At 62.4% G+C, this 14,844-nt stretch carries 13 protein-coding genes; 5 read left to right on the top strand and 8 right to left on the bottom strand.

Annotated features, from left to right (window positions below; genetic code table 11):
* Window positions 1-152 precede the first annotated feature (152 nt).
* The 4 genes from BRPE64_RS26735 (at window position 153) to BRPE64_RS26720 (ending at window position 6,702) form a co-directional block, all read left to right on the top strand.
* On the top strand, window positions 153-1,262 hold the full coding sequence (locus BRPE64_RS26735; RefSeq protein ID WP_084675899.1) for a formylglycine-generating enzyme family protein: 1,110 nt from the start codon (window positions 153-155) through the stop codon (window positions 1,260-1,262).
* Window positions 1,231-2,310, top strand: a complete 1,080-nt coding sequence (locus tag BRPE64_RS26730) for an HAD family hydrolase (protein ID WP_051180558.1) — start codon at window positions 1,231-1,233, stop codon at window positions 2,308-2,310. The genes BRPE64_RS26735 and BRPE64_RS26730 overlap by 32 nt, the downstream gene beginning before the upstream one ends.
* A 46-nt stretch (window positions 2,311-2,356) precedes the next feature.
* Window positions 2,357-4,027: an arylsulfatase gene (locus BRPE64_RS26725; protein ID WP_016348084.1), complete on the top strand. Its 1,671-nt coding sequence runs from the start codon at window positions 2,357-2,359 to the stop codon at window positions 4,025-4,027.
* Window positions 4,028-4,107: 80 nt separating this feature from the next.
* Entirely contained in the window at window positions 4,108-6,702 is a 2,595-nt protein-coding gene (locus BRPE64_RS26720) for a fused MFS/spermidine synthase (protein ID WP_016348083.1), read from the top strand.
* 13 nt (window positions 6,703-6,715) lie between these two features.
* Here the strand turns inward: BRPE64_RS26720 and BRPE64_RS26715 are convergent, their stop codons facing one another.
* Window positions 6,716-7,726 carry a SphA family protein gene (locus BRPE64_RS26715; RefSeq protein WP_051180557.1) on the bottom strand — a complete coding sequence of 337 codons (1,011 nt, stop codon included), beginning with the start codon at window positions 7,724-7,726 and terminating at the stop codon, window positions 6,716-6,718.
* Window positions 7,727-8,035: 309 nt separating this feature from the next.
* On the opposite strand from BRPE64_RS26715, the gene BRPE64_RS26710 reads away from it, so the two are divergent.
* A complete protein-coding gene (locus BRPE64_RS26710; protein ID WP_016348081.1) occupies window positions 8,036-8,560 on the top strand; it encodes a GNAT family N-acetyltransferase in 525 nt (174 codons plus the stop codon).
* Here BRPE64_RS26710 and BRPE64_RS26705 read toward each other — a convergent pair.
* The 7 genes from BRPE64_RS26705 to BRPE64_RS26675 all read right to left on the bottom strand — a co-directional run bounded on the left by BRPE64_RS26705 (window position 8,557) and on the right by BRPE64_RS26675 (window position 14,843).
* The gene (locus BRPE64_RS26705; protein WP_016348080.1) at window positions 8,557-8,847 is read right to left on the bottom strand and encodes a hypothetical protein; all 291 of its coding nucleotides are present in this window, start codon (window positions 8,845-8,847) and stop codon (window positions 8,557-8,559) included. The two genes, BRPE64_RS26710 and BRPE64_RS26705, sit on opposite strands and share 4 nt — an antisense overlap.
* Window positions 8,848-9,245: 398 nt before the next feature.
* Window positions 9,246-10,727 carry an alkaline phosphatase family protein gene (locus BRPE64_RS26700; RefSeq protein ID WP_016348079.1) on the bottom strand — a complete coding sequence of 494 codons (1,482 nt, stop codon included), beginning with the start codon at window positions 10,725-10,727 and terminating at the stop codon, window positions 9,246-9,248.
* 157 nt (window positions 10,728-10,884) lie between these two features.
* Window positions 10,885-11,256 (bottom strand): GFA family protein, encoded by a 372-nt coding sequence (locus BRPE64_RS26695; RefSeq protein ID WP_044043356.1) that lies wholly within the window; start codon window positions 11,254-11,256, stop codon window positions 10,885-10,887.
* Window positions 11,257-11,284: 28 nt separating this feature from the next.
* Complete coding sequence (locus tag BRPE64_RS26690) at window positions 11,285-11,677, bottom strand: tautomerase family protein (protein ID WP_044043355.1); 393 nt, start codon at window positions 11,675-11,677, stop codon at window positions 11,285-11,287.
* Between the two features lie 136 nt (window positions 11,678-11,813).
* Window positions 11,814-12,980: an ABC transporter permease gene (locus BRPE64_RS26685; protein ID WP_016348076.1), complete on the bottom strand. Its 1,167-nt coding sequence runs from the start codon at window positions 12,978-12,980 to the stop codon at window positions 11,814-11,816.
* A gap of 9 nt (window positions 12,981-12,989) precedes the next feature.
* Window positions 12,990-14,144, bottom strand: a complete 1,155-nt coding sequence (locus BRPE64_RS26680) for an ABC transporter permease (protein WP_016348075.1) — start codon at window positions 14,142-14,144, stop codon at window positions 12,990-12,992.
* A 6-nt stretch (window positions 14,145-14,150) separates the two neighbouring features.
* The gene (locus BRPE64_RS26675) at window positions 14,151-14,843 is read right to left on the bottom strand and encodes an ABC transporter ATP-binding protein (RefSeq protein ID WP_016348074.1); all 693 of its coding nucleotides are present in this window, start codon (window positions 14,841-14,843) and stop codon (window positions 14,151-14,153) included.
* Window position 14,844: the final 1 nt, after the last annotated feature.

Raw genomic sequence — 14,844 nt, 5'->3', positions numbered from 1 at the left:
ACAGCAGTGGTCGAAGCGCAAGCGGAGTGACCCACATGGCCGACAGATCGACGAAACACAACGAGGCCTCAGGCAAGCGGAACGAGGCGGCCCCGTCGTACGGACGGCGAGCATGGCACGTGCGGCGCATCGGTCTGTGGGCCGTGCTGCTCATGCTGTGTCCCGCGCTTATCGGCTTCGCGGTGAGCCGCGCGATGACGGAGCCTGCGCAGCCGCAAATTCGCATCGTCCTCGGCGACGGCGTGAAAGGCCCCAAAGGCATGGCGTGGGTGCCCGGCGGCGAATTCCTCATGGGCAGCGACAGCAAGCTCGCGCAAGCGAACGAACGCCCCGCCCACAAGGTCCGCCTTCACGGCTTCTGGATGGACGAACATCACGTGACGAACGCGGAATTCCGCAAGTTCGTCGAAGCGACGGGCTACGTCACTACCGCCGAAAAGAAACCCGACTGGGAAACGCTCAAGGTGCAACTGCCGCCCGGCACGCCGCGCCCGCCCGACAGCGCGCTCGTGGCCGGTGCGATGGTATTCGTCGGCACGAAGGAGCAAGTGCCGTTGCAGGACTATTCGCGCTGGTGGCGCTTCGTGCCCGGCGCCGACTGGCGGCATCCGACCGGACCGGCGAGCACGATCGTCGGCAAGGACGATCATCCGGTCGTGCAAGTGTCGTATGAAGATGCCGAGGCCTACGCGAAGTGGGACGGCAAGCGCCTGCCGACCGAAGCCGAATGGGAATTCGCCGCACGCGGCGGACTGGATCAGGCCACGTATGCGTGGGGCGACCAGTTCACGCCCGCAGGCAAGCAGATGGCCAACGTCTGGCAGGGCCAGCAACCGCAAGCGTTTCCGGTGCTCAATGCAAAGGCCGGCGGCGCGGCGGGCACGAGCCCTGTGGGTAGCTTCCCGGCCAACGGCTACGGCCTCTCCGACATGACCGGAAACGCCTGGCAATGGGTCGCGGACTGGTATCGCGCGGATCAGTTCCGGCGTGAGGCTGCGGTCGGCGGCATCGTCAATGAGCCGGGCGGTCCCGCCGATTCGTGGGACCCGGCCGATCCCGGCGTGCCCGTACAGGCGCCCAAGCGCGTCACGCGCGGCGGATCGTTCCTCTGCAACGAAGCGTATTGCCTGAGCTATCGGCCGAGCGCGCGGCGCGGCACCGATCCGTACAACAGCATGTCGCATCTGGGCTTCCGGCTCGTGATGGACAAGCAAGTCTGGGAACGCACGCATGGGCAGGCCGTCGATACCGCGGCGCGCTGAGCGCGTGCGTCTGCTCGCCTGCGCGACGACGCTCGTCGTCGCGGCGCTCATCGGCGCATGCGCGGGCACGCAGGAAGCACCGGCCGTTGCAGGCACGCCCGCCGCACAGACGATGCCCGCTGCCAGCGCGGTGTTGCCTTCGTGGCGCGAGGGCCGCGCGCGCGATGCCATCGTCAAGTTCGTGAACGATGTCACGCGTGAAGGCTCGCCCACTTACGTGCCGCCCGACGAACGCATCGCCGTGTTCGACAACGACGGCACGCTATGGAGCGAACAGCCGCTCTACTTTCAGTTCATGTTCCTGCTCGACGAAGTGAGGGCCGCCGCGCCGAAGCATCCCGAATGGCGCGACAACCCCGCGTTCCTCGCACTCGCCGCGCACGATCAGGCTGCGCTGGAAGACCATAAGAAGGAATTGATCAAGCTGATCGCGGTCGCGAACAGCGGCATGACCGTCGACGAATACGACAGCGCGATTCGCGCATGGCTCGCGTCGGCGAAGCATCCGACACTGCATCGGCCCTACACGCAACTCGTGTATCAGCCGCAACTGGAGCTGCTCGCGTATCTGCGCGCTAACGGTTTCAAGACGTTCATCGTGTCGGGCGGGACGATCGAATTCATGCGCGTATTCGCGGAACGCGTCTACGGCATTCCGCCCGAACAGGTGATCGGATCAAGTCAGGTCGTGAAGTACGAGATGCGCGACGGCAAGCCCACGCTCATACGCGAGCCCAAGCTCGATTTCGTCGATGACGGGCCGGGCAAGCCGGTGGGCATCTATCGCAACATCGGCAAAAAGCCCGTGCTCGCATTCGGCAACTCGGACGGCGATCTGCAGATGCTGCAATACACCGCCGGGCAAACGGGGCCGCATCTCGCGCTGCTCGTCCATCACGACGATGCAGCGCGCGAGTTCGCCTATGACCGCCAATCGAAGATCGGCAAGCTCGATCGCGCATGGGATGAAGCGCTCGCGAAAGGCTGGGTGGTCGTGAGCATGAAGGACGACTGGAATGTGATCTATCCATCCGCCGCAGGGCAGTAACGCCTGCTTCGGGGCATGCGGGGTGCATCGCGAAAGGAGTGTAACAATGACAAAGCCGAATCTTCGACGCGTCCGGTTTCTGACCGGCGCACTCGCCGCCATCGCGGCTGCATGCGTGCTGGTCGTCCCGCCGATGATCTCGACCGCGCAGACGCAGAACAATGCGAAGCCGGCCGCGCCGAACAACGCGAAGCCCGCGAACGATCAGAATCAGAAGCAGACTCAGAATCAAGGCCCCAAGCCGAACATCCTCGTGATCTTCGGCGACGATATCGGGCAGACCAACATCAGCGCATACAGCAAGGGCGTGGTGGGTTACGACACGCCGAACATCGACCGCATCGCCAATGAAGGCATGCTGTTCACCGACTATTACGCGGAAAACAGCTGCACGGCGGGCCGCTCGACGTTCATCACCGGTGAAGTGACGTTGCGCACGGGGCTTTCCAAAGTCGGCATTCCGGGCGCGACCGTGGGCTTGCAGGCGGCGAACATCACGATTGCACAGGCGTTGAAGCCGCTGGGCTATGCCACCGGCCAGTTCGGCAAGAATCACCTCGGCGACCGCAACGAGTATCTGCCCACCGCGCACGGCTTCGACGAATTCTTCGGCAACCTGTATCACCTGAACGCGGAAGAAGAGCCGGAGCGTCCGTACTATCCGAAGAACGATGCGGCATGGGTCAAAGCCAACGCGCCACGCGGCGTGATCCATTCGTTCGCGGACGGCAAGATACAGGACACCGGGCCGCTCACGACCAAGCGCATGGAGACCATCGACGACGAAACGACGCAGGCCGCCATCGACTTCATGCAGAAACAGGCCAAGGCCAACAAGCCGTTCTTCGTGTGGATGAACACGACGCGCATGCATGCCTTCACGCATGTCCGGCCGTCGATGCAGGGCCAGAGCGGCATGCCCGGCAACGAATACGCGGACGGCATGCTCGAGCACGACGGCGACGTCGGCAAGCTGCTCAAGACGCTCGACGATCTGAAGATCGCGGACAACACTATCGTGGTCTACACGACGGATAACGGCCCGAACCAGTTCTCCTGGCCCGATGCAGCGACCACGCCGTTCCGCAGCGAGAAGAACACGAACTGGGAAGGCGCGTTCCGCGTGCCTGCGATGGTGCGCTGGCCGGGTCATATCAAACCGAATTCCGTATCGACGCGAATGATGTCCGGCCTCGACTGGTTCCCGACCTTGCTCGCGGCGGCGGGCGACACGAACATCGTCGATCGGCTTGCAAAGGGCGCGGCGGTCGGCGGAAAGAACTTCAAGGTGCATCTCGACGGCTATAACTTTCTGCCTTATCTGACGGGGCAAACGAAAGACAGCCCGCGCCACGAGTTCTTCTACTTCAACGATGACGGCATGCTCGTCGCGATGCGTCACGACGACTGGAAGGTCGTCTTTTGCGAGCAGCGTCAGCCGGGCGGATTCGAGGTCTGGGCGAACCCGTTCACTTGCCTGCGCGTGCCGAAGTTCTTCAACTTGCGTATGGATCCGTATGAGCGCGCGGACACCGTATCGGATCAGTACTACGACTGGACCATGAAGAACGCTTATATCGCTTCGTATGCCGTGGCGAAGGTCGCGCCGTTCCTCGCGACGTTCAAGCAATATCCGCCGAGCCAGCGGCCCTCCAGCTTCAGCATCGACCAGATGACCGATCAATTGATGAAGAGCATCGAGAGCAGCGGCAAGTAGGCTGCCCATCCGTTCGACGACCACGCCCGCTGCCTCGCAAGACGCAGCGGGCTTTCTCGCACAAGGAGCCGGACTCAACGATGAGCCATCTCAGCGCCGATCATCCGAAATCGACTCGCCGCGCAGCCACGCGCAAGGCCCGCGAGACACGCGATGCCGCGCGTTCGCAAGACACGCCCGTCGCACGAAAGGCCGCCGTGCCCGCGTTGCTGTTGTTCGCATCGGGGACAGCCGCGCTCATCTATCAGGTGTTGTGGGTGAAGCAACTCACGCTCGTCGTGGGGATCGAGGTGCAGGCGGTCACCATCGCGATCAGCGCCTTTTTTGCGGGCCTCGCGCTCGGCGGATGGCTCTTCGGCAAGCTCGCCGATCGCAGCGCGCGGCCTCTGCTGCTGTATGCGGCGCTCGAAATTGCGGCGCTCGTGCTCGGCATCGGCGCAACGCAGGCGCTCGCCCACAGCGCCGCATGGTTCGCCGCGTGGCAGGCGAGCGCCGGGCCGCTCGCATGGGCGCTGCCGCTTGCGCTCGTGTGCCTGCCTGCCATCGCGATGGGCGGCACGGTGCCGGTGCTCACGCGTGCGCTTGCGCCCTCACGCGATGATGTGGGCGGCACGGGCGGTCGTCTCTATGCCGCCAATACCGCGGGCGCGATCACCGGCGCGCTGCTGCCCGCCTTCGTGCTGATTCCCTGGCTCGGCGTGCAAGGCAGCGCGCTGGCGGCTGCCGCGTTGAATGCGGTCGCGGCGCTCGTCGCGGTGGCGCTCACGCGTCGTGGTCTTGCGGCCAGCGTCGGCGCCGCTGCGCCACGTACGCAAGCATTCGCCGGTCCGGCGCGCATGGCAGTTGCGCTCTACGCCGTCGCGGGCGGCATCGCGCTGGGTTACGAAGTCGTGTGGTCGCAGGCGATCGCGCAATTCATCGGCACGCGCAGCTTTGCGTTTTCCATCGTGCTCGCAACTTATCTCTTCGGTCTTGCACTCGGCAGCGCCATCGCCGCGCGTTTTGCGGACCGCGCGCGCGATCCGTGGAGCGCGTTCGGCATGCTGATCGGCGCGGCGGGTCTTACCGCGCTCGGCGGTGTTGCATGCGCGGGCGGCTGGCTCGCGCTCGCGCAACGACATGCGTCGGCGCTGGCGCTCGCCGCCACCGGCAATCTGCTGACGTCGATGTGCGCGAGCTTCGCGGTCGCCGCCTGCGCGATCGTGCTCGTGCCGACACTTCTGCTCGGCGCGGCGTTTCCCTTTGCGTTGCGCATGGCCGCGAATGGTGGCGCTCATACCGATAAGGATTCGAACATCGGCGCGGATGTCGGCCGCGTGCTCGCGCTCAATACGGCGGGCGGCATCGCGGGCACGATGTTCGCGGGCTTCGTGCTCGTGCCGTCGCTCGGGTTGATGCGCTCGCTCGGCGTGCTTGCGGTCGCGGCGGGATTGATCGGCTTGTCGGCGGCGTTGAGCGGGAGCATCGTGCGCAGGGCGGGCGTCGTCGCGTGTGCATCGATTGCGGCGCTCTCGGTGATCGTCGCGTTCGTCACGCCCGCTGATCGTCTCGGCACGCGCTTGGGCGACGCGCACGGCGGCAGCCTCGCGTACTACGAGGAAAGCGCGGGCGGCACGGTTGCCGTGCTCGAGCAGGGCGATGGCGCGCAACGCTTCCGCCGCCTCTATATTCAAGGCGTTTCCAATTCCGGCGATGCGATGACCTCGCGCCGCTATATGCGCCTGCAGGCGCTCGCGCCGCTCATCGTGCATGGCGGCGAGCCGCGCTCGGCGCTCGTGATCGGTCTGGGCACGGGCATCACCGGCGGTGCGTTGCTTGCATGGCCTACGCTCGACACGCGCGTCGTCGCCGAGTTGTTGCCCGCGGTCGTGCGTGCGTCGTCGCGCTTCGACGGCAACTTCGGCATGAGCGCCGATCCGCGCATGGAGATACGTATCGCGGACGGAAGACGCGAGCTGCTCTCGCGCGATGCGCACTACGATGTCATCACGCTGGAGCCGCCGCCGCCCTCCGCTGCGGGCGTCGTCAATCTATATTCGACGGACTTTTATCGGCTCGCGGCGACACGCCTGAACCAACGCGGTATCGTCGCGCAATGGCTGCCGCTCGCGACGCAGAACGAGGATCAGACGCGCTCGCTCATTCAAAGCTTCCTGCAGGTGTTTCCGCATGCGGCGCTATGGACGACCGAGTTCCACGAGATGATGCTCGTCGGTTCCATGCAGCCGATGCCGCTCGACGTACCGCGTATCCGCGCGCGTTTCGCTCAAGCAGACGTTGCGCGTGCGTTGCGTGAAGTCGGCATTGCATCGCCGGAAGCGTTCGTGGCGACGTGGGTCGCGGATCGCTCCGCGCTTGCCTATTACGCGGAAGACGCGCGCCCCGTCACCGACGACGATCCGCGCATCGAATATGCGCCGTGGGTGCGGCGCGGCGATTTTCCGTCGACGCTTGCGCATTTGCTCGCGCTGCAAAGCGAGCCGCCGCTGACGGGCGCGGATGCCGCATTCGCCGATACGCTGGCCGCCGAGCGTCGCACGCTGCATGCGTTCTATCGCGCGGGACTCGATGCGTATCGCGGCGATCGCGCTGCGTGGACGCGTGATATCGGCACGGTGATGAGCGCGGATAGAAGCAATCCGTACTATCGCTGGGTGATGGGCGGCGCCGAATAAGCGGCAAACGCCCTTAGAACACGAGCGTTGCCGTCGCCATGAAGGTTCGCGTGCTCTTCAGCCGGTTCACGCTCACGACCGACGGCACCCAGCGCACGCTCGCGGAAAGCGGTCGCTTGCCGTCGAGCTTGGTGTCGTAAGTGAGGATCGGGCCGACCGTGAAATCATGCCCGACGAAGCCGTTGAGACGGTCGGCGGTCGGGCCGCTATCGTTGCCGAGCTGTTGCACCGTGCCCATCACGACGCCCACGCCCACGCCGTTCGCGAACTTCTTGAGGCCCAGTACGTCGAGCGTGAACAAGGGCGCGTTCTGATAGTTCGTCGCGGTGTTGCGCGTATAGAACTGGAAGCCCATGACTGCATCGAATTCGAGGCCGTACTTCGGCACGATCTTCGTATAGGCGATCTGCGGCACGAATGTCCAGTTGTTCAGACTCGGATTGGCGAGCGCATTGGCTTCGTAATGACCGGTCGGCGCCCAGATGTTGAACGACAGCGCGATGTGATCGGTGGCCGAGAAATGGTAGCCCGCCTCGATCGGCGTGAAGAGCATGTCATAGAGATTCGACGTGCGATCGCTCGCCGAGCGGTTGAACTGTCCAACCGCGAAGTTGCCGGTCACTTTCTCCCACACGTAGGGCAGCGTGATGCCTGACGCGAAGTCCCAGCCTCCGTATTTACCCCACACTTTCAGCAGGCTCGCGAGCGTGAGCGACAACTCGCCGTTCAGACCGAGCGAACGCTGCCCCGCAACCGGCACTTCACGGCCGCTGCTGATCGAGCCATCGAGATAAACGGTCTGCAGGCTTGCGATCCACACCAGTTCATCCGGCACGATGCCCACGCCGGACAGCACGCTCGTTCCCGCGACGGGCCGGCCAAGCGCGCCTTCGGTCGCCTGTGCGTTGTTCGCACCGAACGCCGATATCAAGGCAACGACGGCAGAAACGATGTGCTGCTTCGCGCGATGCTGTTGTGGCTTTAGTGGCTTTAGTGCCCTTAGCGGCTTTCTTTGCGTGTCCATGCTTGCACCTTCAACGCGTTCAGGCCTGAATTCAAAGACCCTCAAGCGGAAGCAATATTGGAAATTTCCCGCTTTGTAAAGCGTGTACGTAACAAAGCCCGCTGATGATGAGCGTGCTTTCTTTCGATCAAAAATCCAAGAAACCACGCTCGCCGGGATGTTCGAGAACTTATTTCCGATCTCCGTCATGAGGATCTGGACTGGCACGTGTTCGTGTGCACGTTGGTCGATGCCATCGCGACCGTGAATTTTTAGGCCAACGCGCATGCGGCTATCATTGGCGTTCCTGCCAAACCGATCGACAGCTTCATGCCGAACACATCCGCATTCTCGCTGCGCCGTCTCACGCCCGAAGACGCAATCGTTTTCCGCGACGTCCGGCTCGAAGGCTTGCAACGCTATCCCGCTGCCTTCGGCGCGTCCTATGAAGACGAACGCGATCGGCCACTCGAATGGTTTCGCGCGCGCATAACGGATCATGCGGTGTTCGGCGGCTTTTCCAACGACGGAACGCTCGCTGGCGTGGCCGGTCTTCAGGTTCCGCCGGGCGCGAAGATGAAACACAAGGGAATTCTCTGGGGCATGTATGTTCGCCCTTCCGCACGAGGCACGGGACTGGCCGCCGCGCTGCTCGATTGCGTGCTGGAACACGCGCGCGGCGTTGTCGATGAAGTCAAGCTGGAAGTCGCGCCGGACAATACGGCGGCAATGAGGCTTTATGGCGCGGCGGGATTCGTCGAATTTGCGCGCGAACCGCGTGCGCTGAAGATCGACGGAACGTATCACGATTCGGTGTCGATGACGCTCCCGTTCGATACAACCGGCGCGGCTTAACGCCGGACCGCAGGCACGCGAAAGACGAGATCGAATTCGTCGGTGACTTCCTCGACGCAACCGAGGCTCATGAGGAACTTGTCCGCCCTGATCATTTCGATGATGCCGTCGGCGAGAATCAGCCTGTACACTTCGCCGAGTTCGTTCTTGATGCCCACGCGCAAATTCATGAGCGGCTTTCTGGCACACGCATGCTTCGACACGAACTCCATGATCTGCGGATCGATTTCCGCTCTCGCCGTGCCTCCGATCAGTTTGCTGCGCATGTTGCCTTCCAGACGTCGCATTTAAATTCCGTTTAGGGGTTTCGGCAAACTGGCATCGGATATTCGATTAGGCCATGACTAAAAAAATGTCGATGTGCTTTCAGGCGCGGACAAAGAGCGATTCCCTAACTTCTTATGATCCTGCCATATGGTGTTTGGGCGTTCAGACATTCTGCTTCAACGCTTGGCAATTGGTGAGCGTTGACTTTATTGGTAATGCAAAACGGCTGCTTAACGTTTGCGAGAACATCATTTGCGGATTTTTTTGCGACGCGCGCTGTTAGTCCGCTTGACGACATTCCGCCAAGCGTTCTTTGATGCCCGAATCCAATTCCTTAGCGAGCGCGCCCCATCGACGCGCTCAACTATTGGGAATGGCTAAAGAATTCGCTAAGAAATTCGCTAAGAATGTTGACGCGTCAGGATGATGGAAATCCTAACGCTGTCGCTTTAGTGCGTAAATCGGCGAAGCGTCCGCCGGGCGTCGGCGTTTGCGATGCGCCTTCGGCGGCTTTACCGGCTCGCGCATTGTCGATCGAACCCAGCCCCGAACCGCTCGAAGGCGCGTTCGAACATGCCTGCCCGAACGGTCCTTGCGGCACGATCAGCGGCGGCGCATCGGTGCGCGGCGCGTCGCTCAGATCAAGCGCATATGCCATGTTGAACGTGGTCGGATCGCTTGCGCGCACGCCGAGCGGATCGAGCCCGAAGCGCCACGCAAGCAATTGATGAATCGAGCTGGGATCGAACGGATAACGCGCCACGTTGGCCGCCCGCACACGCGGCCCGAGCAGCATGCAGGGCACGCGAAAACCCAGACGTCCGTCATTGCCCATTTTCTGCTCGGCGGCCGACAGCGACTTGACCGGCGGCGCGACATGTTCAACGAAGCCGCCCCACTCGTCGTACACGATGATCATGAGCGTCGTGCTCCAGTTCGGGCTCGCACGCAACGCTTCGTAAATCTGCCCGAGCAACGCCTGGCCATTGCGCACATCGGCATGCGGATGATCGTCGTTCGATGTGCCGTTCACTTCGCCGCCGAAGCTCGGCTCGACCATGCAGAATGAAGGCAGATTACCCGCGGCTGCATCGGAGAGAAATTCGGAGAAGAGTTTCGAGCGGCCGACATAGCGCGTGCCGTACAGCGCGGTAAATGGCACATCATGAAAGTAATACTTCGATGAAACGTTCTTTGCGTCGAGACGATCCCAGATGGTCGAGAGCGACGATGTATCGACCGTATCGTTCAAACGATCCGTCTCGCCGCTATGCAGATAGACGCGGTTCGGAAACGTGTCGGCGAGAATGCCGCTCATGTAGTAATCGCAGACGGTGTATTGCGCGACCGCCTGCCTGTAAAAGTCGAGATCGTTGCTGGTGAAATAACCGATAGGCAGCAGATCGCCGCGCGTCTCGTTGGTGTCGCCCGTGAGCAGGAAGCCGTTCATCGCGCCGTTGGCGAGATGCGTGCGGCCCGCGCTATACATATGATTCGGATCGGCGAACTGACAGCCCTGAAAGCCGTATGCCGCGTTCGCCGAAAGCGAGAACGTGGACTGCGCCGTGCCGAATGCATCGGTGAGTTGTCTGCCCGCTTGCGTGCCTTCCGCGCCCGGCACCCAGCCGAGCAGATGATCGAAGGAGCGGTTCTCCATGGTGACGAGCACGATGTGATCGATGCCCGATGTCGCCGGTGCAGGCAACGCGGGCCGCGGAAGATTCGCGCGATCGGGCGGAATGTTACCGACGGGACTCGTCGGCGTGACGGTGCCCGAATTGTCGTCGCTGCCACTGCCCCCGCACGCGGATAGCATGGCCGTTCCGGCAAGCGCCGCGAGCAACCGGCGACGTACCGCATCGGGTTCGTTGGACGTGGGCTTGGGCGGCTTCTCGGCCATGGCGGCGCTCCGTATGAGTGTATTTATCGAAGGCCGTTCGTTGCTGATGCGGTTGCCCGTCGAACGTCAAAGAGCGGACGTCAAAGGGCGAACGGCTCGTGGGTGCCGGGGATAAGCACGTTGCGTTCCCGGCGCCCTTCACTCATGCGCTAACGCGCTAGGCTTTGCCGACGATAGAACTGCTCGCGCCGTCCGCGACGGGGGCGTCGAGCGAATACGCATCGATACCTTCGACGCAACCGAGATTCACGCGCCAATGATCCGGGTTCGTCCGCGTCTGATGGAACGTGTAAATTCCACAGCGCTTGCAGAAGAAATGTTTGGCGACGCGCGTGTTGAATTGATAACTCGCGAGTTCGCTTTCACCTGAAAGGATGCGTAGCTTGCCAGCGGGAAAAGGCGGCGACATGACCGCGCCACGCCGCCGGCACAAACTGCAATTGCAGCGCACGGCGGGTTCTAGCGGCGTGTCGACTTCGAAAGTTATCGCCCCGCAATGGCACGCGCCTTTCAGGATTGTCGGGGTCATTGTGCGTCCGCCTCCTTTGCGGCTATCGTCAGGCTGCGTCCTCCACATATTGCGCGAGCCCGCGCCCGAACGACCAGTCCTCGCGACGATTCGGCGCAAGCGCAATCATCACGTCGTCGGGCCGCAATCCGGGCGATGCCGCGAGCTTTGCAACCAGCGTCTTATAAAACGCCTTCTTCGTCGCGGTATCGCGCCAGTCGCTCGCGGTGATGTGGATGAACACGAGATCGTCGCTTCGTTCGACATCGAGATAAGCGGGATCGTAGATGAAGTCGTCGCGTTCGAACTGCTGGATCAGCTGGAAGCGATCGTCTGCGGGCACCTTGAAGGCTTCGACTAGCGCTTCATGCACGCCATTGGAAATGGCGCGGATATGTTCGCGCGGCTTGCCTTTGAGAAGCGAGATTCTGACGAGCGGCATGATGGATTCTCCTGCAAAACCGGATTGAAAGCGATAAGCCAATCGCTTGATGAATCCGACTCTACGCCGCGCGCCCGCTTATGAACATTCAAAAGTTCAGGACCGATGGTTCGATGAAACCGAATCGTCATGCGACTCAACGCGTCCGCAATGCATCGACGATATTCATCCGCGAAGCCCGCATCGCCGGCAGGAATCCGCCGACGAATCCCATGATGACCGAAAACACCAACGTCTTCACGATGACGGAAGGCGTGAGAATGAAGCGGAACGACAAGTCCGCGAAGGTCTGGAAGTTGGTTGTCGAAAACGAAGCGAGCTGCATGAGCGCGGCGCAACCAAGCCCTGCGATGCCGCCGACCAAGCCCAGTAACAACGCTTCGAGCAGAAACGCACCGAGCACGTCGAAGCGCTTGAAGCCGAGCGCGCGCAAGGTGCCGATCTCGGCGACACGGTTCGCGACCGACGCATACATCGTGATCATTGCGCCGATCATCGCCGCGATCGAGAAGATGATCGACAGCGTAAAGCCTAAGATGTTGATGAACGTCGACAGCGCCTTCGACTGATCGCCGTAGAACACTTGCTCGCGCTTCGCTTCGTCGGCGAGACGCGGGTCCACGTCGATATCCGATCTGAAGCGCTCGAATGCATCGCTGCGCGCGAGGCGCACGACCATCGACGAATAAGTCGTGCGCCGGAACGATTGCATCAGCTGATCGACATCGCCCCAGATTTCCGAATCGAAGCCGCTACCGCCCGCATCGTAATGGCCGACGACAGTCCAGTCGCGCTGCGCGAAACGCAGATGATCGCCGATACGCGTGCCGCCGAAGCCCTTGGCAATGCTGCTGCCGACGATGATCTCCGACGACCCGTGCCTGAACATACGCCCCGCCGTGAGCTTCACTTGCGGACGCAGTTGCACGCCCATCGGCGAGACGCCACGAATCACGACGTTCGCAGGCGTGTTCGTGCCGAGCTTGGTCAGCGATATCAGCACCACGGTTTCTTTCGATGCGAGCGGCCGGCCGTCGCCGTTCATCGCGACCGATGGATGCATTTCCATCACGTTCGCCTGACCGCGATCGATGGCGCTTTGAATCTCCGTTTCCGCGCCCTTGCGAATCACGACGACGTTGTCCGCTTCGCCGGTCGAAACGAGCGTCTTCTTGAGGCCCGCATCGAGCATCAGCACGGTCGCGAATACGAACACGACGAGCGCGAGTCCGCCCGCGGTGAGCATCGTCGTCAGGCGCCGTGCCCAGAGATTGCGTGCGACGTAGGAAACGGGAATCGCCATTGCCGCGCCTCAGCCGATGGCCCGCAGGCCTTCGACGATGCGCACGCGGCTTGCCTGCACCGCCGGCACAATCGCCGCCGCCAACGCAACGACGAGCGCGCATGCGCCTTGCAGCAGCATCGTTTCGTGCGACACCATGAAGACCGGGAACACGCCGCCCGTTGCGTGCTTGAAGATTTCGGCGACAGGCGGCGTCGCGAGAATGCCGATGCCGCCGCCGATCGTGCATATCGCCACCGATTCGCCAAACACGAGCATCGAGAGAAACGCCGATCCAAAGCCGAGCGCCTTCAGCGTCGCGTATTCGGTAGTGCGTTCGCGCGCGCTCATGGCCATCGCGTTGGCCATCACCGCCATGATGATCAAGATGACGACATATGACACGACGCGTATCGCCGCAATGATCTGATTCGACATCGCGACAAAGCCGAGCTGAAATGCCTGCTCCGTTTCCGTCAGCGTTTCGGCAAGCGAGTTCTTGAAGACAGTGTCGATGTTGCGCGAGACCGTCGCCGCATCGTCCGGGTCCTTGATGCCGACTACATAGACGCCGACCTGATCGACCTGACGCTTGGTCGTCTTGCGGATCGTCTCGTTCAGATACTCCCAGTGAAAGATCAGTTGCCGCGTGATGGTCGATTCGTCGCGGCCTTCCATGATGCCGCGCACGACGAAATCAAAAGTGCCGGGATAGATCGTGCCTTTGAGCGGAATCACGTCGCCGACCTTGAAGCCGAATTGATCCGCGAGTTGTCGTCCGATGAGGCAGCCTTTGCGATCGCGTTGATAATCGGCGCGTGCCTGCTCGGAGAGGATGAACTCGGGATAGAGATCGAGATAGTTGTCCGACACGGCGAATTGCGCGAAGAAATTCTTCGGGTCTCGATAGACACCGCCGAACCAGTTCGAACGCGCGACGATCGTTACGCCGTCGACGCCGCGTATGCGGTTTTCATAGGCGAGCGGCAACGGAAACACAAGCGAGATTGCGTTGCGCGTGACGAGCCGCGCATTCGATGCCGCCGACGCGCCCGCATACCACGCATCGACGACCGTATGCAGCAGGCCGTATGCGAGCACGGCGATGGTCAGGCCGAGCACCGTCAGCGCGGTGCGCAGCTTGTGACGCAGCGCGTTGCGCAGGATCAGCTTGAGCAGGAACATGACGGCTCAGCGCGGGGTTGCATCGATCAGCTCTCCCTTTTCCAGATGCACGAGCGCCTTCGCCGCTGCGGCCGCGTGCGCATCGTGCGTCACCATGATGATGGTTTTGCCGAGTTTGTCGTTCAAACGCTGAAGCATCGTGAGGACATCGGCGGCGGAAGTGCGGTCGAGATCGCCGGTCGGTTCATCGGCGACGATGAGCTTCGGGTCCGTGATCAACGCCCGCGCGATCGCGACGCGCTGTTGCTGCCCGCCCGACAGCTCCGACGGATAGTGACTCATGCGGTCGGCCATGTTGACCATGTCGAGCACCATCGCGACGCGCTCACGCCGTTCGTGACGCGTGAGACGCGTGAGCATCAGCGGCAATTCGACATTCTCGAACGCGGAGAGCACCGGCATCAGGTTATAGAACTGGAAGATGAAGCCTACGTTCGCGGCGCGCCAGTCCGCGAGCGAAGCTTCCGGCAGACGCGTGATGTCGAGCCCGCCGACGAGCAACTCGCCGCTATCGGGCCGGTCGATGCCCGCGATCAGGTTGAGCAGCGTGCTCTTGCCGGAGCCGGACGGGCCCATCAACGCGACGAAATCGCCTTCCGCGATCGACAGCGTGATGTCGGTCAGCACCGGCACCGTCTGCACGCCGCGTCGATACGCCTTTGCGACGTGGCTGATCTGAACCAGGGGCGTCGTGCTCACG

Source organism: Caballeronia insecticola, from assembly GCF_000402035.1.
GTDB lineage: Bacteria > Pseudomonadota > Gammaproteobacteria > Burkholderiales > Burkholderiaceae > Caballeronia > Caballeronia insecticola.
The sequence above is the reverse complement of the archived record's forward strand: the minus strand, read 5'-3'. Positions and strand labels throughout refer to the sequence as shown.

What these genes read in the sequence shown, in the direction of transcription:
- BRPE64_RS26735 (WP_084675899.1), top strand. Translation starts at nt 153, where the DNA reads ATGCTGTGTCCCGCGCTTATCGGCTTCGCGGTGAGCCGCGCGATGACG.
- BRPE64_RS26730 (WP_051180558.1), top strand. Translation starts at nt 1,231, where the DNA reads ATGGGCAGGCCGTCGATACCGCGGCGCGCTGAGCGCGTGCGTCTGCTC.
- BRPE64_RS26725 (WP_016348084.1), top strand. Translation starts at nt 2,357, where the DNA reads ATGACAAAGCCGAATCTTCGACGCGTCCGGTTTCTGACCGGCGCACTC.
- BRPE64_RS26720 (WP_016348083.1), top strand. Translation starts at nt 4,108, where the DNA reads ATGAGCCATCTCAGCGCCGATCATCCGAAATCGACTCGCCGCGCAGCC.
- BRPE64_RS26715 (WP_051180557.1), bottom strand. Translation starts at nt 7,726, where the DNA reads ATGGACACGCAAAGAAAGCCGCTAAGGGCACTAAAGCCACTAAAGCCA.
- BRPE64_RS26710 (WP_016348081.1), top strand. Translation starts at nt 8,036, where the DNA reads ATGCCGAACACATCCGCATTCTCGCTGCGCCGTCTCACGCCCGAAGAC.
- BRPE64_RS26705 (WP_016348080.1), bottom strand. Translation starts at nt 8,847, where the DNA reads ATGCGACGTCTGGAAGGCAACATGCGCAGCAAACTGATCGGAGGCACG.
- BRPE64_RS26700 (WP_016348079.1), bottom strand. Translation starts at nt 10,727, where the DNA reads ATGGCCGAGAAGCCGCCCAAGCCCACGTCCAACGAACCCGATGCGGTA.
- BRPE64_RS26695 (WP_044043356.1), bottom strand. Translation starts at nt 11,256, where the DNA reads ATGACCCCGACAATCCTGAAAGGCGCGTGCCATTGCGGGGCGATAACT.
- BRPE64_RS26690 (WP_044043355.1), bottom strand. Translation starts at nt 11,677, where the DNA reads ATGCCGCTCGTCAGAATCTCGCTTCTCAAAGGCAAGCCGCGCGAACAT.
- BRPE64_RS26685 (WP_016348076.1), bottom strand. Translation starts at nt 12,980, where the DNA reads ATGGCGATTCCCGTTTCCTACGTCGCACGCAATCTCTGGGCACGGCGC.
- BRPE64_RS26680 (WP_016348075.1), bottom strand. Translation starts at nt 14,144, where the DNA reads ATGTTCCTGCTCAAGCTGATCCTGCGCAACGCGCTGCGTCACAAGCTG.